Here is a 24,487-nt window from a genome sequence, read left to right on the forward strand (position 1 = left end):
GCCCGGCCGGTGGCCCGGGCGGCGCGCCCGCCGCTACCGCTCCTCGGGCCGCCCGGCCCACAGGGAGCGGACGTGCCCCAGATGGCGGCGGATGCACCGCTCGGTGCCCGCGGTGTCCCCGGCGATCATCAGGTCCAGGAGCTCCAGGTGCTCCTCGGCGGACGCGATCAGCCGCCCGGTGCGGTCCAGTTCGGCCAGGCCGAAGAGGCGGGAGCGCTTGCGCAGGTCGCCGACCACCTCCACCAGCCGCTCGTTGCCGGCCATGGCGAGGAGATCCAGGTGGAACCTGCGGTCCGCGTCCAGGTAGCCGACCAGGTCGTGCCGGCGCGCGGCGGCCACGATCTCCTCCGCGAGCGGACGCAGCTCCGCCAGCCGCTCGGCGGCGGCGGTCCGGGCGACCCGGACGGTGGTGGGCACCTCGATGAGTTCCCGCAGCTCCAGGAACTCGTCCAGGTCGCGGTCGGAAACCTCGGTGATCCGGAAACCCTTGTTCCGTACCGGTTCCACCAGGCCCTCCCGGGCCAGGGTGAGCATGGCATCGCGGACCGGGGTGGCGGAGACCCCCATCTCCGCGGCGAGGGTGGGGGCGGAGTAGACCGTGCCGGGCAGCAGTTCCCCGGAGCCGATGGCGGCGCGCAGTACGTCGGTGACCTGGTCCCGAAGCCGTTCCTGCACCACGATGAGGTTGTATTGCCGCAGGTCGGCCACGGGGTCCCGCCTTTCTGAAACCGGTCCGCGGGTATAATTTCACATCGCACTATCCGGTTTCCGGAAAAGCGCTCCGCCGCCCCCGGGCCGGGGGCGGCGGAGCGGATCACCGGGTGCCCCGGTGGGGCACCCGGCCGGGTCCGCGGGGTCAGGCCGCCTTGCAGGCCCCCGCCGCGCAGTCGATCAGCCACTGGTCGAACTCGGCGTCGTAGGCTCCGCCGATGGACCGGGTCAGGAAGTCGCGGGCGGACTGCCACTCCCCGGCGCGGTAGTAGCGCAGCAGGCTGTCGACCTCACCCGGGTGCCGCTCCACCATGAAGCGGACCGCCAGGTAGCCCCAGCGGTAGATCCGGTTGGTGTCGCTGTTGGCGTAGGTGGTGTCGAACAGCGTGCTCAGCCGGTAGGTGCGCTTGCCGGCCTCGGCGATCGCCGCGTCGTAGGTCTCGTCGCGGTAGGAGTAGCTGACGTACTCGGCCAGGCCCTCGACCCACCAGACGGTCGGGGTGGTCATCCCGTCCTCGAAGTCGCCGTGCATGTCGAACCGGCCGTCGAGGTAGTGGGTGTACTCGTGGTTGAGGTTCCAGATCGCGAACTCGGGCTTCAGCCAGTCCGCCTCGTAGGCGATGAACCGCGGCTGGTTGCCCTCGGCGGCCGGGTCGCCCTCCAGGTACATGCCGCCGTTGTTGGTGTCGATGCCGAAGATGACCCCGGCGTAGGTCCGGTAGTCGGAGCTGGAGTCGAAGGCGTTGACCTCGATGGTCTCGTTGCGGTCGTCCGGCACCGGCCCGTTGTCCCGGGCGACGTTGTGGAAGAAGGCGTTCTGCCCGCTCAGGCTGGAGCAGACCCCGGCCAGCTGCTCGGTGGTGATCTCCTGGGCCCGGATGGTGATGCCGCCGCCGCAGTCGTGCCGGACCGGCAGCGCCGCCTCGGTCAGCCGGTTCTTCAGGTCGCAGGTGCCGTACTCGGCGCACCGCTCCTTGTCGTAGGCGTCGGTCATCTCGGCGACGCCGACCCACAGCGGAGCGGTGGGCCCGCTGATGCTGGTCTTGGCGAGCAGCCCCTTGGCCAGCGGGCTGACCTTGTCGCGCAGGCCGCCCTCGTGCTGGAGGAAGCGGCCCAGCTCGCGTCCGGCGTTGTAGACCAGGAAGGTCTGTTCGCCGCCGAGCAGGTCGATGTGGTCGGAGGCGAACTTCGCGACGGTGTCCAGCACGCTCGGGTCCTGCTCCACCGCGGTGAGGAACTCCGGCACCTGGTGGCCGCGGAAGAGCACCGTGAAGACGCCGTTGACCGCGTTGACCATCCAGTAGGAGTCGTTGTAGCTCTCGTCGTAGTCGGTCAGCAGCCGCTTGACGACGGACAGGTAGCGGGCGTTCTCCTGGGCGCTGTCGATCAGGATGACCGCCTCGGAGAGCGTCGCGCCGTTGGCGTCGGTGACGTCGTGCGCGTGCGGGGCGGCGAAGAAGGCGTCCAGGCCGCCCTGGATCGCGGACTTCAGGGTGGCGCCGTACTCGCCCACGTCCTCCGGGTGGTACCACTGCACGTAGTAGCCGGCCCGCAGGAACAGCACCAGCTGCGGCATCCCGGTGGAGTCGTCGCCGGGGTAGTCGGCCGAGCCGGCCCGCAGCGCCTGGGCCGCGCTGACCATCTGCTCCTCGCGGAACGCCCCCCGCGCGTCGCCGCCGGTGAGGGTGAACAGCGTGTTGACGCAGTCGGTGGTGGACTCCTTGATCTTCCGCACCAGGGCGTCGCCGGTGTTCTGGGTGAAGTCGCTGATCCGGCACTCGGCGGCGCGGGCCCGGGGCTTCCGCGGGCTCTTCGTGGGGCGGGGGTGCGCGAGGGCCTTGCCGGTCCGCGGCTGGTCGTAGTCCATGCGCTGGGCGGATTCGTCGGCCGTGAGCGGCGGCCGGTCGTCGACGGCGGGGGCGCGCCGGTCGGAGTGCGCGTCCGCGGCGGGTACCGCGTCCAGCGAGGCGCGCGGGCCGTCCGGGTCGCTGACCGGCGGTTGGCCCGGGACCGCGGTCGCGGCGGCGCCCGCCGGCCCGGAGGACGCGGCGGGCGCCGCCGCGGCCTGGCCGGGTGCGGCGAGCAGTCCGCCGCCCAGGGTCAGCGCCAGGGCCAGGGCGGCGAGCGGGCCGCCGTGCCGCCGGGCCTGGCGCGCGTAGCGGCGTGCTGAGGGTATTCGCATGTTCGCTCTCCCGTGGGGGGTGAGACGGAGCAGGGCCGGGTCGGCCACTCCTTGGCATGCACATGTGTGGCATGTGAGATGTAAAATTTCACATGCCACACTGCATGGGAACCCCTCGTGCGCCGGAAATTCACCGGACGGGCCCGCGGCCGCAGCCGCCCCCTGGTCATCGGGCACCCCGATAGGAGCCGCCCGGCGGCTGCGTTACGTTCAAGGGGTGAACCCTGCCCACCACAGCGGCCCCGGCCGCCTGGTCCTGCTCACCACCAGCCACCGCGTCGCCCCCGGCCTGCTGTCCTGGCCGGCCTGGCAGGCGCTGCGCGGCGCCGACCGCGTCCTGTGCGCCGACCTCGACCACCCCCAGCTGCCCTATCTGCGGGAAGCCGGGATCGAGGTGGAGCGGGCCGACCCCGACGCCCGGGAACTCGTCGGCTACTGCGTCGAAGGCGGCCGTACCGCGGTGGTGCTCACCACCGCCGACGGCGGGACCGCGCTCACCGACGGACTGGCCCGGATGGCCGGATCCGGGCGGGAGCGGATGCCCGACCTGGAACTGCTGCCCGGCTCCTACGACCTGCCGGGGGCGCGCCTGATCGACCTGGTGCAGGTCATGGACCGGATCCGCGGCGAGTGCCCGTGGAGCGGCACCCGCACCAGCGAGGAACTGGTGAAGTACGGGATCGAGGAGGCGTACGAACTCGTCGAGGCCATCGAGGAAGGGGACCGGGAGGCGCTGCGCGAGGAACTCGGCGACGTGCTGCTCCAGGTCGTCTTCCACTCCCGGATCGCCCAGGACGACCCGGAGGCGCCGTTCTCCATCGACGACGTGGCGGGCGGCATCGTCGACAAGCTGATCCACCGCCACCCGCACGTCTTCGGCGACGAGACGGCCGAGACGCCGGAGGAGGTCAAGGCGCACTGGCTGCGCACCAAGGCGGTGGAGAAGGGGCGCAGCTCGGTCACCGAGGGCGTGCCGCTCGGCCAGCCCGCCCTCGCACTGGCGGCCAAGCTGGCCTCCCGGGCCCGTACCGCCGGGCTGGAGGTGTCCGTTCCGTCGGGGACGGGGCTCGGCTACGAACTGCTGGCGCTCGCGGTGCGCGCCGAGGCGGAGGGCGTGGAGCCGGAGACCGCGCTGCGGGCCGCGGCCCGCGCCTACCGGGACGCGATCCGCGCGGCCGAAGGCGAGCGCCCGGCGGGCTGAGCGCCCGCCGGTGCCCCGCGCGGCACCGGCGGGGAGGGGTGCCGCACCGGCCCCGCGCCGGACCGGCGTCGTCGCGCGGGCCCGGCCGCCGGCCACGGGACGGCGGCCGGGCCCGCGGCCCGCGGGTGTCCCGGCCGGTCCCGTGCGTTCCGGCTGATCCCGTGCCTCCCAGTCGATCCCGGGTGCCCCGGCGGGGACCGGGATGACGGCCGCGGGGCGGGGTAGGCGGGGCCTGAGGCCGGAGTCGCGTCGGCCGTCGCCCCCGCATCAACCGCCCCAAAAGGGGTACTAGTGGTATATGAGTACATACGCCAGCGTTTCGCTAGCCGCCCGTGACCACCTGGTGGGCATCGCCCCGCTGGTGGCGGGGGTCGGCATCGTCATCGTGCTCATCGCGGCCGTCTGGTGGGGGATCCGGGTGAGCGCGAGGGAGCGGCGTCCCACCGAACCGCAGCCACGCGCCGGAGCCTGGGAGACCGCCGAGGAGCACCGGAGCGGCCGGCTGACCTCGGACGACCACGGGCCGGGGTACCAGGAATCCGAACGCCACCACGAGCAGTACGGCCGCAAGCCCACGGAAGTGCCGCGGGACGGGGTCCGGCACATGCCGTACGAGTTCGGCAACTTCGGCAGCGAGGAGGACCCCGACAAGAAACCCACCAAGTGGACTCCCGGCCACAGCGGCTCCTGGGGCACCGGCTGACCCGGGCCGCCGCGCCGGACGGGGCGCGCCGCCGGTCACGGCCATCGCCGACCGGCGGCGCGCCCGACGTCGTCCGCCCCGCGATACGGTCGAACCGTGCCCGACCAGCCCGACCTGCCCCACCCGCCCGAGTGCCCGGCCCACCGGCCTGACCGGCCCGTCCCTCCGCGGCCGCCCGGTCCCGCGGAGCCCGCGCCACCCGGCTGCCCCGCGACGGCCGGTCCCGCGCCGCACACCCCGGCGGACCCCGGGCCGGACTCCGCCGGTACCGCGCCGCACGCCGCGGTAGCCGGTCCCGCGCCGCACACCCCGGCGGCGCCAGGAGATCCCACTCCCGCCGACGGGGGCCGCATACCCGACCTGTTCGGCTGGGAGTTCGCGAGCGACCCCTACCCCGCGTACCACCGGCTCCGGGAGCACGCCCCGGTGTACCGGACCACCCTGCCCAGCGGCGTCGAAGCCTGGCTGGTCACCCGCTACGCCGACGCCCGGCAGGCGCTCGCCGACCCCCGGCTCTCCAAGAACCCCCTGCGCCACCGCGGGCACGCGCACGGCAAGGGCAAGGTCGGCATCCCGGGGGAGCGCAGCGCCGGGCTCATGACCCACCTGCTCAACATCGACCCCCCGGACCACACCCGGCTGCGGCGGCTGGTGTCCAAGGCGTTCACCCCGCGCCGGGTCGCCGCGTTCGCCCCCCGGGTGCAGCAGCTCACCGACCGGCTGATCGACGGCTTCGCCGGGCGCGGCGAGGCCGACCTCATCCACGAGTTCGCCTTCCCGCTCCCCATCTACGCGATCTGCGACATGCTCGGCGTCCCGCCGGAGGACCAGGACGACTTCCGGGACTGGGCCGGGATGATGATCCGGCACGACCTGCCCGACGGCCGGCGCACCCCGCGCGGCGGGGTCGCCCGCGCGGTGAAGCGCATGCGGACCTACCTGGCCGAGCTGATCCACCGCAAACGGGAGACGCTGGGCGGCGACGGCGAGGCCGACGACCTGATCTCCGGCCTGATCCGGGCCAGTGACCACGGTGAGCACCTCACCGAGAACGAGGCCGCCGCGATGGCCTTCATCCTGCTGTTCGCGGGCTTCGAGACGACCGTCAACCTGATCGGCAACGGCACCTACGCCCTGCTGCGCCACCCGGAGCAGCGGGCCCGCTTCCAGCGGGCCGCCGAGGCCGGCGACCAGCCGCTGCTCGCCGGGGCGGTGGAGGAGCTGCTGCGGTACGACGGCCCGGTGGAGATCGCGACCTGGCGCTTCGCGACCGAGCCGGTCACCCTCGGCGGGCAGTGGATCGCCGAGGGGGACCCGGTGCTGGTGGTGCTCGCCGCCGCCGACCGGGACCCCGCCCGGTTCGACCGGCCCGACGTGCTCGACCTCACCCGCCGTGACAACCAGCATCTGGGGTACGGCCACGGCATCCACTACTGCCTCGGCGCGCCGCTCGCCCGGCTGGAGGCGCAGACCGCGCTCGTCACGCTGCTGCGCCGGCTGCCCGACCTCCGGCTTGCGGTGGATCCGGATGATTTGCGCTGGCGTGGCGGGCTCATCATGCGTGGACTCCGCACCCTGCCGGTGGAGTTCACCGCGGAGCCCCCCGCCGCGGCCGGGTGACCGTCCCCACGTGCGGAAGTGACGGAGAGTCAGTACGTGATCTCCGCGTGACCTCGGCTACATCGGCTTGTGACTCGCGGGCGCCCCGATTATCTTCATGCGACAACTCAGCTGCCACACGAGAGGCAACCGCATGCGTTCCGGCAACGGTCGGCATCGCCGTCCCCGTCAGGCTCCTGCCATCGTCGTCGCGGCGGGGGTGACCGGCGCAAGCATCGCGCTTCCGCTGCTGGGCGCGTCCGGCGCGCACGCCGCCGACTCCGAGACCTGGGACCGGGTCGCGGAGTGCGAGAGCGGCGGCATGTGGAGTGCCAACTCCGGCAACGGCTTCTACGGCGGCCTGCAGCTGACCCTGGACATGTGGAAGACCTACGGCGGCACGGCCTACGCCCCGCGCCCCGACCTGGCCAGCCGCTCGCAGCAGATGTCGGTGGCCGAGACCATGCTGCGCGACCGCGGCCCGCGGGCCTGGCCCGCCTGCGCGCTCGACGCCGGGCTGACCGACGGCGGCCGGGCACCCGAGGTGAACCCCGGCCGCACCGACGCGCCCACCCCGCCGGGGCCGGAGAACGGGACCACCCCGGAGGACCGGGAGGCCGGGGACGACCGGCCGGAGGGGGACGACCGCTCGAAGGGGGACGACCGGGACACCGCCCCGGAGACCGGCGCCGAGGACCGGGACCGGGCCGAGCCCGGCGCCGACCCGGCCGGGGACCCGGACCGCGCGGACGACCGGGACCGGGCCGACGACCGCGCCGAGGACCGTGGCGACGACCGGGCCGACGACCGCGGCGAGGACCGTGGCGATGACCGTGCCGACGACCGCGCCGAGGACCGCGCCGAGGACCGCACCGGCGGCGCCGGCGACCGCGCGGACGGCGACGAGGGCACCGACCCGGCCGGCGGGCACGACGCCGACCGGGACACCGAGCCCGCCCCCGGCACCGGCAAGCACCGCGGCCGGCCCGACGACCGGGCCCCGGAGGACGGCGAGCGCCGCGGCGGGCGGCACGCCGACCGCGGCGACCGGGACGGCGTCGAGAGCCCCGAGGGCGCGGACCGCTACACCGTCCGCGCCGGTGACAACCTGTCGGTCATCGCCGAGGACCTGGAGGTGCCCGGCGGCTGGCCCGCGCTCTACGGCGCCAACGAGGACGTGATCGGTGCGGACCCGGACCTGATCCACCCCGGGCAGGCGCTCGTGGTCGAGGGTGACCGGAGCTAGCGACGGGCCGGGGCGCACCCGGAGCGGAAGCGGGTCCTGACGGATGGTCGGGGCGCGCTTCCGCCTGCCCGCGCGCACCGCTTCGACCGCATCCGCCCGGTTTGCTGAAAGTGAGACATGGATCTCGTGTCCGTCCCGCTCCGTCACCCTTGCCCGGCCTCGGGGCATCCGTGCTGACCTGCACCGATGACGGTTCCTCAGCGGCAAACGGGCGTGAGTTCCACGGATGTTGGGGTTTGAGCTCCCCGGGGTGATGTGCTTACCGTCTTTTCCGCCCGCCACCGCGGGCACCGCCGACCGGCACGCCGAGTCCTGCCACCGGCCGGGGGGTTGTCGACGCGCAAGCGCCGAAGGCAGGAGCGGGGGACCCAGGATTCACGCCGGTCTCCCCGGCTCGGGGTTAAGCCGCGTGCGGGCACCGCACGCGGCCGGGCACCTCACATGGCCCGCACCCGACAGCTCACCTCGCAGGCGTCGGTGTGAGGAAACCCAACCACGATGTTCAAGTCCAAGGGCAAGCACCGCCGTCCGTCCAAGGCCACCCGCATCGCCACCCTCGCCGGGGTCACCGGCGCCGCGGTCGCCGTGCCGCTGCTGGGGGCCGCCGGGCAGGCGTCCGCCGCGACCGTGTCGCAGTGGGACGAGGTCGCCCAGTGCGAGTCGGGCGGCAACTGGTCGATCAACACCGGCAACGGCTACTACGGCGGCCTGCAGTTCTCGGCCTCCACCTGGGCCGCGTACGGCGGCACCGCGTTCGCCCCGACCGCCGACAAGGCGTCCAAGAGCCAGCAGATCCAGATAGCCCAGAAGGTCCTCGCGGGCCAGGGCAAGGGCGCCTGGCCGCACTGCGGCGTGAACCTGACCAGCGGCGGCTCGGCCGGCTCCGGCACCGGTTCCGGCAGCACCGCCGAGCAGGCCCCGCGGAAGTCCACCCCGCAGCCGCAGTCCGCCCCCCGGTCGCAGCAGCCCGCCCAGCAGCAGGCGGCGCCGCGGGCGGACCGCTCCGCCGAGCCCGCGCCGACCACCCGGTCCCAGGAGCGCACCGCGCCCAGGACCGTACAGAAGGGCGACGGCGAGTACGCCGTCAAGGCCGGGGACACCCTCTCCACCATCGCCCGCGCGCACCACGTGGACGGCGGCTGGCAGGAACTGCACGAGCTGAACCAGGACGTCGTCCAGGACGCCGACCTGATCTACGTCGGCCAGCGGCTCCACCTGAGCTGAGCCCCGCGGCAGGCCCCGGCCCGCCCGGTGGGGCCTGCCGCCTCCTTCCGCCCCGGCCTCCCCCGGCGCCGCCGGGGCCCGAGCCGCTCCGGGCGCCCCCGGCCGTCCCCCCGGGGGCGCCCGCCCGGGTCCGCCCCGCCCCGCCGGCGGGGCCGGCCCGGCCCGCCCGGCGGACCCGTTCCCGGCCGGCGGCCCCGGCCCCCCCGAACACCCCCAGGTACGCCGCACCGGGGCCATACCGGGCGCGTACCGTCTCGTACGCCGGGCGTCGGGCGGGATCGGCCCCCGGGTCCGGTTAGGCTCATGCTGCAGACGCAGACCCACACGAAGGAGATCCTCGTGCCGTCCATCGACGTCGTCGTAGCTCGCGAGATCCTCGACTCGCGAGGCAACCCCACGGTCGAGGTCGAGGTCGGCCTCGACGACGGCAGCACCGGCCGTGCTGCCGTGCCGTCCGGCGCCTCGACCGGTGCCTTCGAGGCCCTCGAACTGCGCGACGGCGACAAGAACCGCTACGGCGGCAAGGGCGTCGAGAAGGCCGTCCTCGCCGTGATCGAGCAGATCGGCCCGGAGCTCGTCGGCTACGACGCCACCGAGCAGCGCCTCATCGACCAGGCCATGTTCGACCTGGACGCCACCCCCGACAAGTCCTCGCTGGGCGCCAACGCCATCCTCGGCGTGTCGCTCGCCGTGGCGCACGCCGCCTCCGAGGCGTCCGACCTCCCGCTCTTCCGGTACCTGGGCGGACCCAACGCCCACCTGCTGCCGGTCCCGATGATGAACATCCTCAACGGCGGTTCGCACGCGGACTCCAACGTCGACATCCAGGAGTTCATGATCGCGCCGATCGGCGCCGAGTCCTTCTCCGAGGCCCTGCGCTGGGGCACCGAGGTCTACCACACCCTCAAGGCGGTGCTGAAGGAGCGCGGCCTGTCCACCGGCCTGGGCGACGAGGGCGGTTTCGCGCCGAACCTCGACTCCAACCGCGAGGCGCTGGACCTCATCCTGGAGGCCATCCAGAAGGCCGGCTACACCCCCGGCCAGGACGTGGCGCTGGCGCTGGACGTCGCCGCCTCCGAGTTCTACAAGGACGGCAAGTACGTCTTCGAGGGCCAGGAGCGCACCGCCGCCGAGATGACCTCGTACTACGAGGAGCTGGTGGCCGCGTACCCGCTGGTCTCCATCGAGGACCCGCTGTTCGAGGACGACTGGGACGGCTGGAAGACCATCACCGCCAAGCTCGGCGACAAGGTCCAGCTCGTCGGTGACGACCTGTTCGTCACCAACCCCGAGCGGCTGGGCCGCGGCATCGAGGAGAACGCCGCCAACGCCCTGCTGGTCAAGGTCAACCAGATCGGCTCGCTCACCGAGACGCTGGACGCGGTCGAGCTGGCCCAGCGCAACGGCTTCAAGTGCATGATGTCGCACCGCTCCGGCGAGACCGAGGACGTCACCATCGCCGACCTCGCCGTCGCCACCAACTGCGGCCAGATCAAGACCGGCGCCCCGGCCCGCTCCGAGCGCGTCGCCAAGTACAACCAGCTGCTGCGCATCGAGGAGATCCTCGACGACGCCGCGGTGTACGCGGGCCGCTCCGCGTTCCCCCGCTTCAAGGGCTGACCCCGCCCGGGGCGCCCGCCCCGTCTGCGTCCGTCCCCGCGCCCCGGTCCCGTACCGTGGGCGGGGACGGACGCAACGGACGAGGCAGGGAGGCGACATGGGCGCGGACCGGGACCGGTTCTCCACCGCGACCAGGCTCAAGGCGCTCGGCGAGCACGCCGCGGCGCGGGTCTACCGGGCCCGCGGCCGCCGCAACCGCCTGACCGGCCGGGCCGCACTGCTGGCGCTGGTCGTCTGCTCCCTGGTGGTGGCCCTCGCCTACCCGATACGGCAGTACGTCTCCCAGCGCTCGGACATCGCCGAGCAGCGGCGGCAGGCCGAGCTGGCGGCCCAGGAGAGCGAGCGGCTGCGCGCCGAGAAGGCCCGGCTCCAGGACCCCGCCTACGTCGAGCGGCTGGCCCGCGAACACCTGCACTACGTCCGGCCCGGCGAGACCGGGTTCAGCATGACCGGGGGCGACCCGGACGCCGACCGGGCCGAGGACCAGGCCGCCGCCGCGCGGCCCTGGTACCGCAACCTGCTGGCGGGCCTGGACACCGCGGACGCCCGGCCGCACGGCCCCGACCGCCCCTGACCGCCGGCCGCCCCGGCCGCCCGACGCCCCTCCCGTCCCTCGCGCCCGTCTCGTCCCGCCCGTCCCATTCCGCTTTCCGCGCCGACACCGAAGAGACCCGCCACCCATGGACACGCCCCCTCCGCAGACGGAGCCCACCCCGCCCACCGACGCGGACGTCGCAGCCTTCCAGGAGCAGCTGGGCCGCCCGCCGCGCGGCCTGCGCGCCATCGCCCACCGCTGCCCCTGCGGCAACCCCGACGTCGTGGAGACGGCGCCCCGGCTGGAGGACGGCACGCCGTTCCCGACGCTGTACTACCTGACCTGCCCGCGCGCCGCGTCCGCCATCGGCACCCTGGAGGCCGAGGGCGTGATGAAGGAGATGAACGAGCGGCTCGCCACCGACCCGGAACTGGCCGCCGCCTACCGCGCCGCGCACGAGGACTACATCGCCCGCCGCGACGCCATCGAGGTGCTGGAGGGCTTCCCCAGCGCCGGCGGCATGCCGGACCGGGTCAAGTGCCTGCACGTGCTGGTCGGCCACTCGCTGGCGGCCGGCCCGGGGGTGAACCCGCTGGGCGACGAGGCCATCGCGATGCTGCCCGAGTGGTGGCGCAAGGGCCCGTGCGTCACCCCGGGGACCGGCGGCGGCGCGGAGGACGGCCGGTGACGCGCGTCGCGGCCGTCGACTGCGGCACCAACTCCATCCGGCTGCTGATCGCCGACGCCGACCCGGCCACCGGTGAGCTGCGGGAGCTGGACCGGCGGATGCGGATCGTCCGGCTCGGCCAGGGCGTGGACCGCACCGGCCGGCTCGCCCCCGAGGCGCTGGAGCGGACCTTCGCGGCCTGCCGCGAGTACGCCGACGCCATCGCCGCGCACGGGGGAGTGGAACGCGTCCGCTTCGTGGCCACCTCGGCCTCCCGGGACGCGGAGAACCGCGCGGACTTCGTCCGCGGCGTGGTCGACATCCTGGGCGTCGAACCCGAGGTGATCACCGGTGACCAGGAGGCCGAGTTCTCCTTCGTCGGGGCCACCAGGGAACTGGCGGGCGCCGTGCACGTCGAGCCGCCCTACCTGGTGGTGGACATCGGCGGCGGGTCCACCGAGTTCGTCGTCGGCGACGGCCGGGTACGGGCCGCGCGCAGCGTGGACATCGGCTGCGTCCGGATGACCGAGCGTCACCTCGCGGTGGACGGACACGTCACCGAGGTCCCGAGCGCCGACCAGGTCGCGGCCATAGAGATGGACGTCGCCGCCGCGCTGGACCTGGCCGGGCGGACGGTGCCGCTCACCGAGGCGCGCACCCTGGTCGGGCTGGCCGGCTCGGTCACCACCGTCGCCGCCATCGCGCTGGGACTGCCGGAGTACGACTCCGCCGCCGTCCACCACTCGCGGATCACGCTGGAGCAGGTCCGCGAGGTCACCGGCGCGCTGCTGACCTCGACGCACGCCGAACGCGCGGCGATCCCGGTGATCCACCCGGGCCGGGTGGACGTGATCGCGGCCGGCGCCCTGGTGCTGCTGAAGATCATGGAGCGGATCGGCGCCGAGGAGGTCGTGGTCAGCGAGCACGACATCCTGGACGGCATCGCCTGGCACGCGGCGACCGGCGGCGCCTGAGGCCCGCCGGCGGGCGCCCCGGCTCCCGCCGGGCGCCTGGGCGGTGCCGCGGCGGGCCCCGGCCGGGGCCCGCCCGGAGCGGACGAACCACGGACCAACGAGGGGTGGAACGGGACGATGTGGCCGCGGGTGAACGGTATGCGGGCGCTGGAACTGGGGACGCCGGGCGCCATGCGGGAACGGCTCAACTCCCTTGTGCTGGCGGGGGAGAAGCGGGCCACCACCGGCCTGCTCGCCGAGTACGCCGAGGAGACCGAGGGGCTGGAGTACGCGGGCGAGCGCCTGGCGCTGCTGGACGACGACGGCCGTCCGGTGGCCACCGTGGAGATCACGGCGGTCGAGACGACCTCGTTCGCGGCGGTGACCTGGGAGCACGCCCGGGCCGAGGGTGAGGGCGACGCCTCGCTGGAGGAGTGGCGGGCCGGGCACCGCCGGTTCTGGGAGGAGGCGGGCGCCCCGGTGCGGGACGACACCCCCGTGGTCTGCCCGGCCTTCCGGGTCGTGGCGCCGGGCTGATCCGCCGCCCGCCGTGCCCCGCCGCACGCCGCCGGCGACCGCGCCGGGCGGGGCACGGCGGGGAGCCCGGAACCGGCCCGGGGAGGCGCCGGAACGGCCCCGCGGAGGGCCCTGGAGGCGGCTGTGACACCCGCTCCGCGGAAAAGTTCGTGAAATCCTTCACATAGAAAATCGGTCCGGGGGCCACATCCTGAGGCCGGGAGCCCCGTTTTCTTGCGTGGGGAAGGCCCGTTGGCCGCTTTCCGTGGTGTTTCCCAGGGATGACGGGGATCCGGGCCGATGCGCCGGTTCGCCGCCTCCGACTGCCGCAAGCGCAGATCAACAGGGGTGAACAACGTCCCTGGCGGGGGTCTGGTTCCCTCCCGCGGGTATGGCGTGGGTCACGGTGGCGGCGGAGTGTAGCAGATGCCTTCCGGCTGCTTGTGAAGGGGCTCACGAGCACCCCCCCAACGGGTGCTGGATACTCGAATCATGAGCACCACGGAGCGTCCCAGGATCCTCGTAGTAGGCGGTGGGTACGTAGGCCTGTACGCGGCGCGCCGCATTCTCAAGAAGATGCGGTACGGCGAGGCGACCGTCACGGTCGTCGACCCGCGTTCGTACATGACGTACCAGCCCTTCCTCCCCGAAGCTGCTGCCGGCAGCATCTCCCCGCGCCACGTCGTGGTCCCGCTGCGGCGTGTGCTCCCGAAGGCGGAGGTCCTCACCGGCCGCGTCACCACCATCGACCAGGACCGCAAGGTCGCCACCGTCCAGCCGCTCGTCGGCCAGGCGTACGAGCTGCCCTTCGACTACCTGGTCGTCGCGCTCGGCGCGGTCTCCCGCACCTTCCCGATCCCCGGCCTGGCCGAGAACGGCATCGGCATGAAGGGCATCGAGGAGGCCATCGGCCTGCGCAACCACGTCCTCGAGCAGCTCGACAAGGCCGACTCGACCACCGACGAGGAGATCCGCCGCAAGGCGCTCACCTTCGTCTTCGTCGGTGGCGGCTTCGCGGGTGCGGAGACCATCGGCGAGGTCGAGGACATGGCGCGCGACGCCGCCAAGTACTACCCGAGCATCAAGCGCGAGGACATGCGGTTCATCCTCGTCGACGCCGCCGACAAGATCCTTCCCGAGGTCGGCCCGAAGCTCGGCCAGTGGGGCCTGGAGCACCTCCAGAAGCGCGGCGTCGAGGTCTACCTCAAGACCTCGATGGAGTCCTGCGTCGACGGCCACGTGGTCCTCAAGAACGGCCTGGAGGTCGACTCCAGCACCATCGTGTGGACCGCCGGCGTCAAGCCCAACCCGGCGCTGGCCCGCTTCGGCCTGCCGCTCGGCCCGCGCGGCCACGTCGACACCGCCGCCACGCTCCAGGTGCAGGGCACCGACTACATATGGGCCGCGGGCGACAACGCGCAGGTGCCGGACCTCGCCGTCGGCGAGGGCGCCTGGTGCCCGCCGAACGCCCAGCACGCGCTGCGTCAGGCCAAGGTCCTCGGCGACAACGTGATCTCGGGCATGCGGGGCTTCCCGCAGCGCGAGTACAAGCACGCCAACAAGGGCGCCGTGGCCGGCCTGGGCCTGCACAAGGGCGTCGCGATGCTCGTCTTCGGCAAGATGAAGATCAAGCTGAAGGGCCGGCTGGCCTGGTACATGCACCGTGGCTACCACGGCATGGCGATGCCGACCTTCAACCGCAAGATCCGCGTGCTCGCCGACTGGACGCTGGGCGTCTTCCTCAAGCGCGAGGTGGTCTCCCTCGGCGCCATCGAGAACCCCCGCGAGGAGTTCTACGAGGCCGCCGCTCCGGTCAGCGCCGCCGCCGCGGCGAAGAAGGCCGACGCCCCGGTCGAAGGGGCCAAGGCCTCCTGACCCGGCGCGGGACCGCGTCCGGCACTCCGCCGGACCGGCCGCCCGCAGCGCACCAAGACGCCGAAGGGCGCTCGCCAATCCGTGGGGCGAGCGCCCTTCGGCGTGTCCGCGCGGCGCGCGGCGCACCGGCGCCGCGGAGCGCCCGGAGCCGTTCGGCCGAATCCCTCCTTTACCGATTCCGGACCGTCCCCCGGGACTGGACTCCGCGCCCGGCGGCGTTTACGTGGTGGGTGAACCCTTCCCTGACTCACCATCACGGAGGTGCGACATGGCCGACGCCGCTGGGCGGCTCACCGCGCTCGCCGAGGAGATGCTGGGAGCCCCGCTCCCGGTGCGCGTCCGGGCCTGGGACGGCAGCGAGGCCGGGCCCCCGGCCGCTACCGGCGACGGCACGGCAGGCGTCCCGACCCTGGTGCTGCGCCGCCGCCGGGCACTGCAGCGGATCCTGTTCAGGCCCGGCGAACTCGGCCTGGCCCGCGCCTGGGTGGCCGGCGACCTCGACATCGAGGGCGACCTGTACGAGGCGCTGGACCGGCTCGCCGGGCTCCTCTGGGAGCGCGGCCCGCGGCCCGCGCCGACGCGCCTGCCGGGCGCCCTGCGCGACCCCCGGCTGCGCTCCGCGGCCCGTGAACTGCTCGCCCTCGCCCGGCCGTCGCTGCCGCCGCGTCCGCCCGCCGAGGAGGCCCGGCCCCGGCGCGGCCCGCTGCACACGCTCCGCCGCGACAAGGCCGCCATCAGCCACCACTACGACGTCGGGAACGACTTCTACGAGCTGGTGCTGGGCCCCTCCATGGTCTACTCCTGCGCCTACTGGGAGGCCCCCGGCGCATCCCCCGGGGACAACGGCCCCACCCTGGAGGAGGCCCAGCGCGCCAAACTGGACCTGGTCTGCCGCAAGCTCGACCTGCGCCCCGGCCGGCGCCTGCTGGACGTGGGCTGCGGCTGGGGCTCGATGGTGCTGCACGCGGCCCGCGAGTACGGCGTCCACGCCGTCGGTATCACCCTCTCCGAGGAGCAGGCCGCCTACGCCCGCAAGCGCGTCGCGGACGCCGGGCTCACCGATCGCGTCGAGATCCGGGTCCAGGACTACCGGCAGGTGCCGGACCGGCCGTTCGACGCCATCTCCTCCATCGGCATGGCCGAGCACGTCGGCTCCGCCCAGTACGCGCGGTACGCCGCGGACCTCCACCGGCTGCTGCGGCCCGGCGGCCGGCTGCTCAACCACCAGATCGCGCGCCGCCCCGAGCCGGACGAGGAGGCGTACCGGGTCGACCGGTTCATCGACCGGTACGTCTTCCCCGACGGCGAACTCGCGCCGCTCGGCCGCACCGTGTCCCAGCTGGAGGACGCCGGGTTCGAGGTGCGGGACGTGGAGGCGCTGCGCGAGCACTACGCGCTCACGCTGCGCTCCTGGGTGGCCAACCTGGAGGCCCACTGGACGCGGGCGGTGCGCGCCACCTCGCCCGGCCGGGCCCGGGTGTGGCGGCTGTACATGGCGGCGTGCGCGCTGTCCTTCGAACGCAACCGGATCGGCGTCAACCAGGTCCTCGCGGTCCGTACCCCGGACTCCGGGGCCCCCGGCCTGCCGCTGCGGGCCCGGGAGTGGCGCGGCCGGTGACGGGTGGCCGGCGGCGAGCGGGGGCCGGCCGGGCCCGGACGGCGGCAGGGGCCCCGGGACGTGGCGTCCCGGGGCCCCTGCCGTGCTGCGGCGCGCCGTCCTACTCGGACTTGATGGCCGCCAGCATGTTGAGCTTCGCGGCACGGCGGGCCGGCCAGAGTGCGGCGAGCACACCGACCAGCGCGGCCAGCGCCAGGAAGATCGCGATCCGGCCCCAGGGCAGCACCAGGGTGTAGGTGGACAGGCCGCTGGCGATCAGCTCACCGGCCGCCCAGCCGAAGAACAGACCCAGCCCGATGCCCAGCACCCCGCCGAAGAGCGAGATGACCAGCGACTCCAGCCGGACCATGCGCTTGATGCTGCGCCGGTCCAGACCGATCGCCCGCAGCATCCCGATCTCCTGCGACCGCTCGAAGACCGACATCGCCAGGGTGTTGATGACACCGAGCACCGCGACGATCACCGCCATGCCGAGCAGGCCGTAGAGCATGTTCAGCATCAGGTTGAAGAACGAGGCGATGTCGTTGGAGACGTCGTCCATGGTCTGCACCCTGATCGCGGGGTTGTCGCCGAGCGCCTTCTCCAGCTTGTCGGTGGTCGCGTCGGACGGGCCGCCCTTGGTCTTCAGCATCAGCTGGAAGTCGTTGACGCGGTCGATGTGCGGGGTGAGCGTGGCATTGTCGATCATGATCCCGCGGATCATCTCGTTGCCCTTGTAGAGGGCGCCGACCGTGAGTTCGTCCTGACGGCGGTCCTCGAAGGTCACGTCGAGGGTGGTGCCGACCTTCCAGCCCTTGTCCTCGGCCATGTCCTCGTCGACGACGACGGTCTTCCCACCGAGCGCGGCGAACGAGCCCTTGGGGAAGTCGAGGTCGACCAGCTCCCGGATCTCCTTGCCGTTGACACCCATGATCGTCTCGTCGTCCTTGCCGATGAGCGTCTGGGACATCCGCAGCGGGCTGGAGACCGTGACCACGTCCAGCTCGGAGAGCTTCTTGCCCACCTCCGGGGAGAGCGGGGTGCTGGAGTCCATGTCGCCCATGGACACGTAGTAGTCGGCCGACAGCGAGTCGCGCGCCATCTTGTCTATGCTCTTCTGCACGCTGCCCGCGATCACGGTCAGACCGGTGATCAGGGTGAGGCCGATCATCAGCGCGGAGGCGGTGGCGGCGGTGCGGCGCGGGTTGCGGACCGCGTTCTGCCGGGCGAGCTTGCCGGAGATCCCGAAGCCGCGGAGCAGCGGGGCGACGGCGGCGATCATCGGCCGGGACAGCAGCGGCGTGAGGATGAACACGCCGATCAGCAGCACCACGGCGCCCAGGCCCATGGCCTGCTTGCCGTCGTCCATGCTGGTGCCGCTGATCACCAGCAGCGCGCCGATGGCCGCGAAGACGGCACCGATGGAGTTCCGCACCACCAGGCTGCGGGTGGTGGCGACCGCGTGGACGCTGCTCATCGCGGCGACCGGCGGGATCTTGGCGGCGCGGCGGCCGGGCAGCCAGGCGGCGAGCACGGTGACCACGACGCCGACCACCAGCGCGGTGATCACGGTGTCGGGCGAGATGACCAGCGGGCCGTCCGGGACGGTGGCGCCGGTGGAGTTGAGCAGCGAGCGCAGCCCGGCGCCGATGCCGACACCGGCGAGCAGACCGGCGACGGAGGCCACCAGACCGACCACGGTCGCCTCGATCAGCACCGAACGGGTCACCTGGCGGCGGCTGGCGCCGACCGCCCGCATCAGGGCGAGCTCCTTGGTGCGCTGGGCGACCAGCATGGTGAAGGTGTTGGCGATGATGAAGATGCCGACGAAGAGCGCGATGCCGGCGAAGACCAGCATGATGGTGCGCAGCACGCTGCTGCTGTCCTCGATGGCCTTGGCCTGGTCGTCGGAGAGCTTCTCGCCGGTGAAGGACTCGGCCTTGCCCTTGGTGAGGATCTTGTCGACCTCGGCCTTCAGGGCGTCCTGCGAGGTGCCGGGGGCGGCCTTGAGGTCGATCTGGCTGAACGCGCCGGGCTCGGCGAACAGCTTCTGGGCGGTGGCGGTGTCGAACAGGGCGAGGGTGCCGCCGGCCGCGACGTTGCCGTCGTCGGTGGTGAAGATGCCGGTGATCTTCTGCTTGAGCACCGGGCCGTCGACGGAGACCCGGACGGTGTCGCCGACCCGGTAGCCGCCCTTGTCGGCGCTCTTGGCGTCCAGCGCGACCTCACCGGGGGCCCGGGGCGCGTGGCCGTTCTTCATCGGGTACCGGGCGTCCTTGCCGTCCTTGCCCGGGTAGTAGTTGGCGCCGGTGGTGCTGAAGCCGCCGCCGAGCAGGTCGCCGTCCTTGTCGGCCACCGCGGTGAAGCCGGAGACCGAGGCGGTGGCGTAGTCGACACCCGGCAGCTTCGCGGCCCGGTCCAGCAGCCGCTGGCTCAGTTCGGGGGCGTCACCGGGCTTGTCCTTGTCGTCGTCGTCGGTCTCCGGCTTGATGGCGACGTCGACGTGGCTGAACCCCTTCTCGGAGCTCTTCTGGTAGGCGTCGGAGATGGTGTTGGTGAAGACCAGGGTGCCGGCGACGAAGGCCACGCCGAGGAACACGGCGAGCACGGTCATCAGCAGCCTGGCCTTGTGCGCGAGCACGTTGCGCAAGGCGGTACGGAACATGGGTCAGGTCAGTCCTGGGAAGAGCCCCGGTGCGGGACGGAGGGGCGGCGGTCGGGTGACGGGCGGGCGGAGCCCTCGTGCGGGGCGGCGGTCGCGCCGCCTGCCGGAGCGGGCCCGGAGGGGGCGGCCGGCCGGCGTGGGAGCAGCGCGCGGGGCGCCGGCGCCCGGTGCGGGGCGGGCGAGCGCGTGCTCAGTGGTCCGGTCGGCTCAGCTGACCCGGCCCTTGGCGTCGAAGCGCTTCATGCGGTCGAGCACCGACTCCGCGGTGGGCTCCCGCAGCTCGTCGACGATCCGGCCGTCGGCGAGGAAGACGACGCGGTCGGCGTAGGAGGCGGCGACCGGGTCGTGGGTGACCATGACGACGGTCTGGCCCAGCTCGCGCACCGAGTTGCGGAGGAAGCCCAGCACCTCGGCGCCGGAGCGGGAGTCGAGGTTTCCGGTCGGCTCGTCGGCGAAGATGATCTCGGGCTTGCCGGCCAGCGCGCGGGCCACGGCGACCCGCTGCTGCTGGCCGCCGGAGAGCTGGTTCGGGCGGTGCTTCAGGCGCCCGGAGAGACCGACGGTGGCCACCACCTGGTCCAGCCACGCCTTGTCCGCCTTACGGCCCGCGATGTCCATCGGCAGGGTGATGTTCTCCAGCGCGTTCAGCGTCGGCAGCAGGTTGAAGGCCTGGAAGATGAAGCCGATCTTGTCGCGGCGGAGCTGGGTGAGCTTCTTGTCCTTGAGGGTGGTCAGCTCCACGTCACCGATCCGCGCGGACCCCTTGGAGATCGAGTCCAGACCGGCCATGCAGTGCATCAGGGTGGACTTGCCGGAACCGGAGGGGCCCATGATCGCGGTGAACTCGCCCTGCTGGAACGAGACGGAGACGGCATCCAGGGCGACCACCTGGGTCTCGCCCTGGCCGTAGACCTTGGTGAGGTCCGTGGCGTGCGCCGCGGCCGCGGTGTGGCGGGGGGCGGCCTGGACGCCGGAGGGGATGGTGGTCACGGGAAGCGCTCCTGTCGGATCGGAGATCGGGCGGTCGTGGGTCGGAACTTTTCGATCTGACTCCATGGTCCCCGCCCGGGCGGCTCCGCGGATCAGCCCGTGTGCCCGTTCCTGGAGCGACCAGGGAGGTACTCCGGAGGAGGGGGTCTCATCCTTGGGTAGGAGGGCCGGCCCCCGGGCGTCGGCGGCGGGCTCCGGAGGGGTGTCCCCGAGCCGCGCGGCCGACTGCGGCGTCGAAATTCCGTCATTCACTGTCACGATTGCACCGCACCCGGTGACCAGCACGGGTGGGCCTCTGGCATGTGCCAGTGGCCCTTCCTTACTGCTGATGGACCCTCAAGTTGCCAATAAAATAAGACAACCTCGGTTCGTCGTTCCGCTGTTCGGGGTGGGCTCCCCGGATAGGCTCGTCCTGCTCTCCCTCGGTGCGGGTCGTGTGCGCGCGGCCTGAGAGCCCTGCCCGGATGGTGGAATGCAGACACGGCGAGCTTAAACCTCGCTGGCCTTCGGGCCGTGCCGGTTCAAGTCCGGCTCCGGGCACAGCCAGGCCTTCGGGGCGCACGCTCCGTACGGGATCAGTCGCCCACCGTTCCCCCGACCCCGCCGGGAAGGCCGCATCCGCCGGGAATACCGGCGCGCTTCCCGGCAAAGATCCTCTTAAGATCCTTCCTGAGCACTAGGGTGCTTCTTTTGCTTACCCATTACTCTTGAGTCAAGGTCGCGCAGGGCGGCCATGGAGGAGTGAGATGAGGAGCAGCAACCCGGTCTTCTCGCGACGTGGGTACGGCCGCGAAGGCGGCAATGCGGGCTTCGGCACTGCGCCGCAGGCCGGGGGCCCCGCCGCAGTCCAGGGAAACCCGTACGCGCAGCCGCAGGCGGGCCACGCCCAGCCCCAGGCGCCCACCAACCCGTACGCGCTGGGTGACCAGCACAACCTGACCCCCGACCAGCTGCAGCAGATGTACGGCGCCCCGCCGGCCGGACCGCTGCAGACCGGCCGCATGACGATGGACGACGTCGTCATGCGCACCGGGATGACCCTGGGCACCGTGATCGTCGCAGCGGCGGTCGCGTGGGCCGCCCAGCTGCCGATCGGCGCCGGTGTCGGCGCCGCCCTGGTGGCGATGGTGCTCGGCCTGGTCCAGTCGTTCAAGAGCAAGGCGAGCCCGGCGCTGATCCTCGGGTACGCCGTCTTCGAGGGCCTGTTCCTCGGCGTCATCAGCCAGTACTTCAACGAGCGCTGGTCCGGCATCCCGATGCAGGCCGTGCTGGGCACCATGGCGGTCTTCGTCGGTGTGCTGGTGGCGTACAAGACCCGGCTGGTCCGGGTCGACGCCCGGTTCATGCGCTTCGTGCTGGCGGCCTCCATCGGCTTCGTGCTGCTGATGGCGGTCAACCTGCTGTTCGCGGCCATCGGCGGCGGTGACGGCCTCGGCTTCCGCAGCGGTGGCCTCGGCGTCGTCTTCGGCATCATCGGTGTCCTGCTCGGCGCGGCCTTCCTCGCCATGGACTTCAAGCAGGTCGAGGACGGCGTGCGGTACGGCGCCCCGCGCGAGGAGTCGTGGATGGCCGCCTTCGGCCTGACCCTCTCGCTGGTGTGGATCTACCTGGAGCTGCTGCGACTGATCGCCATCCTCCGGGAGTTGTGACCGGCACGACGGCGAAAGCCGGCAGCCGAAGGGCCCGCGGCGTACTCGCCGCGGGCCCTTGGCGTATCCGCTCCCGGGCGGGGGGCCGGGCAGGGGGCCGGCCGGTCCCGGCTCCGCCCGCTGTCCGGCCCGTCCCCGCCGCGCTCCGTGCGGTGCCGGCGTCATCCGCGCACCGCGGCGGCGTCAGCCGAACTTGCGGGCCGCTCTGCGCAGGTCGTGCTCGTGGATGATGGCCTTCGCGTGCCCGTAGGCGAGCTCGTGCGCACCGCGCAGCCAGCTCACCTTCTCCTCGAAGCGGACGAGAGCGGGTCCTTCGTCCACCGTGCGCATCCAGTCGGCGATGTCACGCCCGGTGCAGCGCGGGATTCGGGAGAGCATGTTCCGGTGGGTTTCTTCGGAGAAGACATGGGACATCGGCGCCTCCGGCAGGGTCCGGTCACTGTTCCACAACGTGGCCCAGGTGGTTCCACTTCAGCTCACCGTGCCCGAGTGTTGGCGCGTTGGCAACAGCCCGTTGGCAGCGCATAGGCTCCTGCCGTGACCGATGTGACCCCGCTGCTGACCGCCGTCGACCGCTTCGCCGACCGGCTGCGCGCCCTGCCCCAGTCCGCTCTGACCAGGGGCGCGGCGGCCGAAGGGCTCGCCCTGGCGCGGGAGTTGGCAGCCCGTGCACAACGGCTGGAAGAACCCGGTGGCCGCCCGCGCACCGTGCCGGACGCCGGGGTGTTCGCGGTGGGGGACCAGGTGGCCGTCACGGGGCACGACCTCGCGGAAGCGCTCCGGCGCACGCCGGAGGGAGCGCGGGAGCTGGCGGACGCGCTGGCGCTGGTCGAGGCGGCGGCCCGCGGGACCGGACCGGCCGCGGGCTGATTCCGGCGGGCGGGGCGGCGAGCCCCGGCCCCGGCCGGACACGGGCGGCGGGCCCGACCGGTCAAGCGGTGGGCTAGAGCGAGGCGATGACCCGGTCGGCCAGCACGTACACGTTCTCCTCGCCGCAGCCGAAGGTCAGGGCGTACGCGCCGGAGACGCCGGAGCTGCCGAGCAGCACCGGGGGCGGACCCGCGCGCAGCGCGTCGGCGAGCCGGTCCGCGGTCTCCCGGTGGCCGGGCGTCATGCAGATCGTGGTGCCGTCGGCGAAGACGTACACGTCGAGGGTGCCGAGCGGGCCCGGACGCACATCGGTCAGCGGGACCCCGGCGTCGGCGAGTTCGGCGAGCCGGCCCACGGTGCGCTCATGGTCGGTGATCACCGGGGCGGGCGAGAAGTCGGGGTGCGACGGGTGGCGGCGGCGGGCGGCGGCCAGCTCCGCCGACTCCACCGGGTCCGCGCCGTGTTCGGCCTCGGCGGTGTCGGCGATCCCGGACAGGTCCGGGGTGCCCGCCGCCTCGGAGACCCGGGCCAGGTCGGCGGTCTCGGCGGCCGGGTCGAAAGCGTCCTGGCCGGCCGGCGCGGCCTCGGGGTCGCCCAGGGACGGCTCCAGACCCGCGAAGTCCGCCTGCCGCGGCACATAGAGCTGGAAGTCGGCGCGGTGGTCGTCCAGCAGGGCGTCCAGGGAGTCGTCACCGAGACCGGAGAGACCGCCCAGCAGCGAGTGGGCGTCCGCGGCCGCCGTGGCGCCGGTCACATCCCGGGCCTCCTGCGCGGCCCAGAACGCGCGGGCCTCGGCCAGCTCACGCTCCCGCTCCTCGGCGAGCGCGTCGGCCACCGCGGCACGTATCTCGGCGGCCGGGGTGGGCCGGGCACCGGGCACCGTGGCCGCCCGCTCCCGGCCGGGCACGGCGAGGCCGGCCAGTTCGGCTCGGAGGCCGGCGATCTGCCGGCGCAGGCCGCGAGCGGTGTGCAGGGCGGCGGTGCCCATGGCCGTGGCCGCGGCCGCGGCCAGCAGGAGGGCAAGGGTCATGACGCTCACTGACGTACTCCCGGTTGCGGTTGATCCCCCGAATTCCTACCCCAGCTTGGCCCGCCCCGGAGAGGGTTGTCAGTGCATAACGTCACCAAAAGGGCAGGTATTTTGTCCCAGGTGGACGGTCGGCACTGCGCTGACCTGCAAAGACGCCGAACCCCCAGGGCGTAGGTCACATCCTGGGGGAGATTCGGTCACAACTGAGCGCTTCGCCGGAACCCGGCGGGAATCGAGCTGTCACCGATCGTGCCACGACCGGTCGTCGACCGACGGCCCGCGTCGAGCGCTCGCGCCGAGCGGCGCGCGCCGTGCGGGCCGAGCCGTGCCTCGCCTCGGCCGAGGGTGGGGCCGCCTCGTTCCTCGGCGGCCCCACCCTCCGCTCCGCTCAGCTCAGCCGCACGCGCTGATGGTCGCGCTGCGCTTCGCTTCCGCTGCGGGCGGACCACCTCGTTCCTCGGCGGCCCCACCCTCCGCTCAGCTCAGCTCAGCCGCACACACCCATGGTCGCGCTGAGCCTCGCTTCCGCTGCGGGCGGACCACCTCGTTCCTCGGCGGCCCACCCTCCGCTCAGCTCAGCTCAGCCGCACACACCCATGGTCGCGCTGAGCCTCGCTTCCGCTGCGGGCGGACCACCTCGTTCCTCGGCGGCCC

20 protein-coding genes, 1 tRNA gene and 1 riboswitch are annotated in these 24,487 nt (G+C 73.2%); of the genes, 15 read left to right on the forward strand and 6 right to left on the reverse strand.

The window, feature by feature from the left end:
• Positions 1-33: 33 nt before the first annotated feature.
• Complete coding sequence (locus ACH4B3_RS28815) at positions 34-708, reverse strand: GntR family transcriptional regulator (protein ID WP_398467676.1); 675 nt, start codon at positions 706-708, stop codon at positions 34-36.
• Positions 709-856: 148 nt separating this feature from the next.
• Positions 857-2,893 carry a collagenase gene (locus ACH4B3_RS28820; protein ID WP_398467678.1) on the reverse strand — a complete coding sequence of 679 codons (2,037 nt, stop codon included), beginning with the start codon at positions 2,891-2,893 and terminating at the stop codon, positions 857-859.
• A gap of 217 nt (positions 2,894-3,110) precedes the next feature.
• Between ACH4B3_RS28820 and ACH4B3_RS28825 the strand changes: the two genes are divergently transcribed.
• The 12 genes from ACH4B3_RS28825 to ACH4B3_RS28880 all read left to right on the forward strand — a co-directional run bounded on the left by ACH4B3_RS28825 (position 3,111) and on the right by ACH4B3_RS28880 (position 16,650).
• Entirely contained in the window at positions 3,111-4,094 is a 984-nt protein-coding gene (locus ACH4B3_RS28825) for a nucleoside triphosphate pyrophosphohydrolase (protein ID WP_398467680.1), read from the forward strand.
• Positions 4,095-4,392: 298 nt separating this feature from the next.
• A complete protein-coding gene (locus ACH4B3_RS28830) occupies positions 4,393-4,797 on the forward strand; it encodes a DUF6479 family protein (protein ID WP_398467682.1) in 405 nt (134 codons plus the stop codon).
• Positions 4,798-5,148: 351 nt separating this feature from the next.
• Positions 5,149-6,417: a cytochrome P450 gene (locus ACH4B3_RS28835; protein WP_398467808.1), complete on the forward strand. Its 1,269-nt coding sequence runs from the start codon at positions 5,149-5,151 to the stop codon at positions 6,415-6,417.
• Between the two features lie 199 nt (positions 6,418-6,616).
• Complete coding sequence (locus tag ACH4B3_RS28840) at positions 6,617-7,642, forward strand: transglycosylase family protein (RefSeq protein WP_398467684.1); 1,026 nt, start codon at positions 6,617-6,619, stop codon at positions 7,640-7,642.
• Positions 7,643-7,977: 335 nt separating this feature from the next.
• Positions 7,978-8,131, forward strand: a riboswitch (cyclic di-AMP (ydaO/yuaA leader).
• Positions 8,132-8,140: 9 nt separating this feature from the next.
• The gene (locus tag ACH4B3_RS28845) at positions 8,141-8,866 is read left to right on the forward strand and encodes a transglycosylase family protein (RefSeq protein ID WP_398467686.1); all 726 of its coding nucleotides are present in this window, start codon (positions 8,141-8,143) and stop codon (positions 8,864-8,866) included.
• 339 nt (positions 8,867-9,205) lie between these two features.
• Positions 9,206-10,486, forward strand: a complete 1,281-nt coding sequence (gene eno / locus ACH4B3_RS28850; protein ID WP_398467809.1) for a phosphopyruvate hydratase — start codon at positions 9,206-9,208, stop codon at positions 10,484-10,486.
• Positions 10,487-10,583: 97 nt separating this feature from the next.
• Entirely contained in the window at positions 10,584-11,060 is a 477-nt protein-coding gene (locus ACH4B3_RS28855; RefSeq protein WP_398467688.1) for a septum formation initiator family protein, read from the forward strand.
• A gap of 106 nt (positions 11,061-11,166) precedes the next feature.
• Entirely contained in the window at positions 11,167-11,709 is a 543-nt protein-coding gene (locus ACH4B3_RS28860) for a DUF501 domain-containing protein (RefSeq protein WP_398467690.1), read from the forward strand.
• Positions 11,706-12,662, forward strand: coding sequence for an exopolyphosphatase (locus tag ACH4B3_RS28865; protein ID WP_398467692.1), 957 nt, complete (start codon positions 11,706-11,708; stop codon positions 12,660-12,662). Before ACH4B3_RS28860 ends, ACH4B3_RS28865 begins: the two co-directional genes overlap by 4 nt.
• Before the next feature lie 138 nt (positions 12,663-12,800).
• Positions 12,801-13,178, forward strand: coding sequence for an ASCH domain-containing protein (locus ACH4B3_RS28870; protein WP_398467811.1), 378 nt, complete (start codon positions 12,801-12,803; stop codon positions 13,176-13,178).
• Between the two features lie 471 nt (positions 13,179-13,649).
• Positions 13,650-15,032 carry an NAD(P)/FAD-dependent oxidoreductase gene (locus tag ACH4B3_RS28875; RefSeq protein ID WP_398467693.1) on the forward strand — a complete coding sequence of 461 codons (1,383 nt, stop codon included), beginning with the start codon at positions 13,650-13,652 and terminating at the stop codon, positions 15,030-15,032.
• 268 nt (positions 15,033-15,300) lie between these two features.
• Entirely contained in the window at positions 15,301-16,650 is a 1,350-nt protein-coding gene (locus ACH4B3_RS28880; RefSeq protein ID WP_398467695.1) for a class I SAM-dependent methyltransferase, read from the forward strand.
• Positions 16,651-16,750: 100 nt separating this feature from the next.
• Here the strand turns inward: ACH4B3_RS28880 and ACH4B3_RS28885 are convergent, their stop codons facing one another.
• Positions 16,751-19,294, reverse strand: coding sequence for an ABC transporter permease (locus ACH4B3_RS28885; protein ID WP_398467697.1), 2,544 nt, complete (start codon positions 19,292-19,294; stop codon positions 16,751-16,753).
• Between the two features lie 207 nt (positions 19,295-19,501).
• Positions 19,502-20,284, reverse strand: a complete 783-nt coding sequence (locus ACH4B3_RS28890) for an ABC transporter ATP-binding protein (RefSeq protein WP_398467698.1) — start codon at positions 20,282-20,284, stop codon at positions 19,502-19,504.
• Positions 20,285-20,742: 458 nt separating this feature from the next.
• Here ACH4B3_RS28890 and ACH4B3_RS28895 point away from each other — a divergent pair.
• Together ACH4B3_RS28895 and ACH4B3_RS28900 are read left to right on the forward strand one after the other, a co-directional pair.
• Positions 20,743-20,824 (forward strand) — tRNA-Leu (locus ACH4B3_RS28895).
• A 206-nt stretch (positions 20,825-21,030) separates the two neighbouring features.
• A complete protein-coding gene (locus ACH4B3_RS28900; RefSeq protein ID WP_398467700.1) occupies positions 21,031-21,933 on the forward strand; it encodes a Bax inhibitor-1/YccA family protein in 903 nt (300 codons plus the stop codon).
• Between the two features lie 183 nt (positions 21,934-22,116).
• On the opposite strand, the gene ACH4B3_RS28905 is transcribed toward ACH4B3_RS28900, so the two are convergent.
• A complete protein-coding gene (locus tag ACH4B3_RS28905; RefSeq protein ID WP_398467702.1) occupies positions 22,117-22,347 on the reverse strand; it encodes a DUF4287 domain-containing protein in 231 nt (76 codons plus the stop codon).
• A gap of 123 nt (positions 22,348-22,470) precedes the next feature.
• Between ACH4B3_RS28905 and ACH4B3_RS28910 the strand changes: the two genes are divergently transcribed.
• The gene (locus ACH4B3_RS28910; protein WP_398467704.1) at positions 22,471-22,803 is read left to right on the forward strand and encodes a hypothetical protein; all 333 of its coding nucleotides are present in this window, start codon (positions 22,471-22,473) and stop codon (positions 22,801-22,803) included.
• Between the two features lie 73 nt (positions 22,804-22,876).
• Here the strand turns inward: ACH4B3_RS28910 and ACH4B3_RS28915 are convergent, their stop codons facing one another.
• Positions 22,877-23,833 carry a hypothetical protein gene (locus tag ACH4B3_RS28915; RefSeq protein ID WP_398467706.1) on the reverse strand — a complete coding sequence of 319 codons (957 nt, stop codon included), beginning with the start codon at positions 23,831-23,833 and terminating at the stop codon, positions 22,877-22,879.
• Positions 23,834-24,487 lie beyond the last annotated feature (654 nt).

The sequence above is a fragment of the Streptomyces sp. NPDC018031 genome, from assembly GCF_044327625.1.
Lineage (GTDB): Bacteria > Actinomycetota > Actinomycetes > Streptomycetales > Streptomycetaceae > Streptomyces.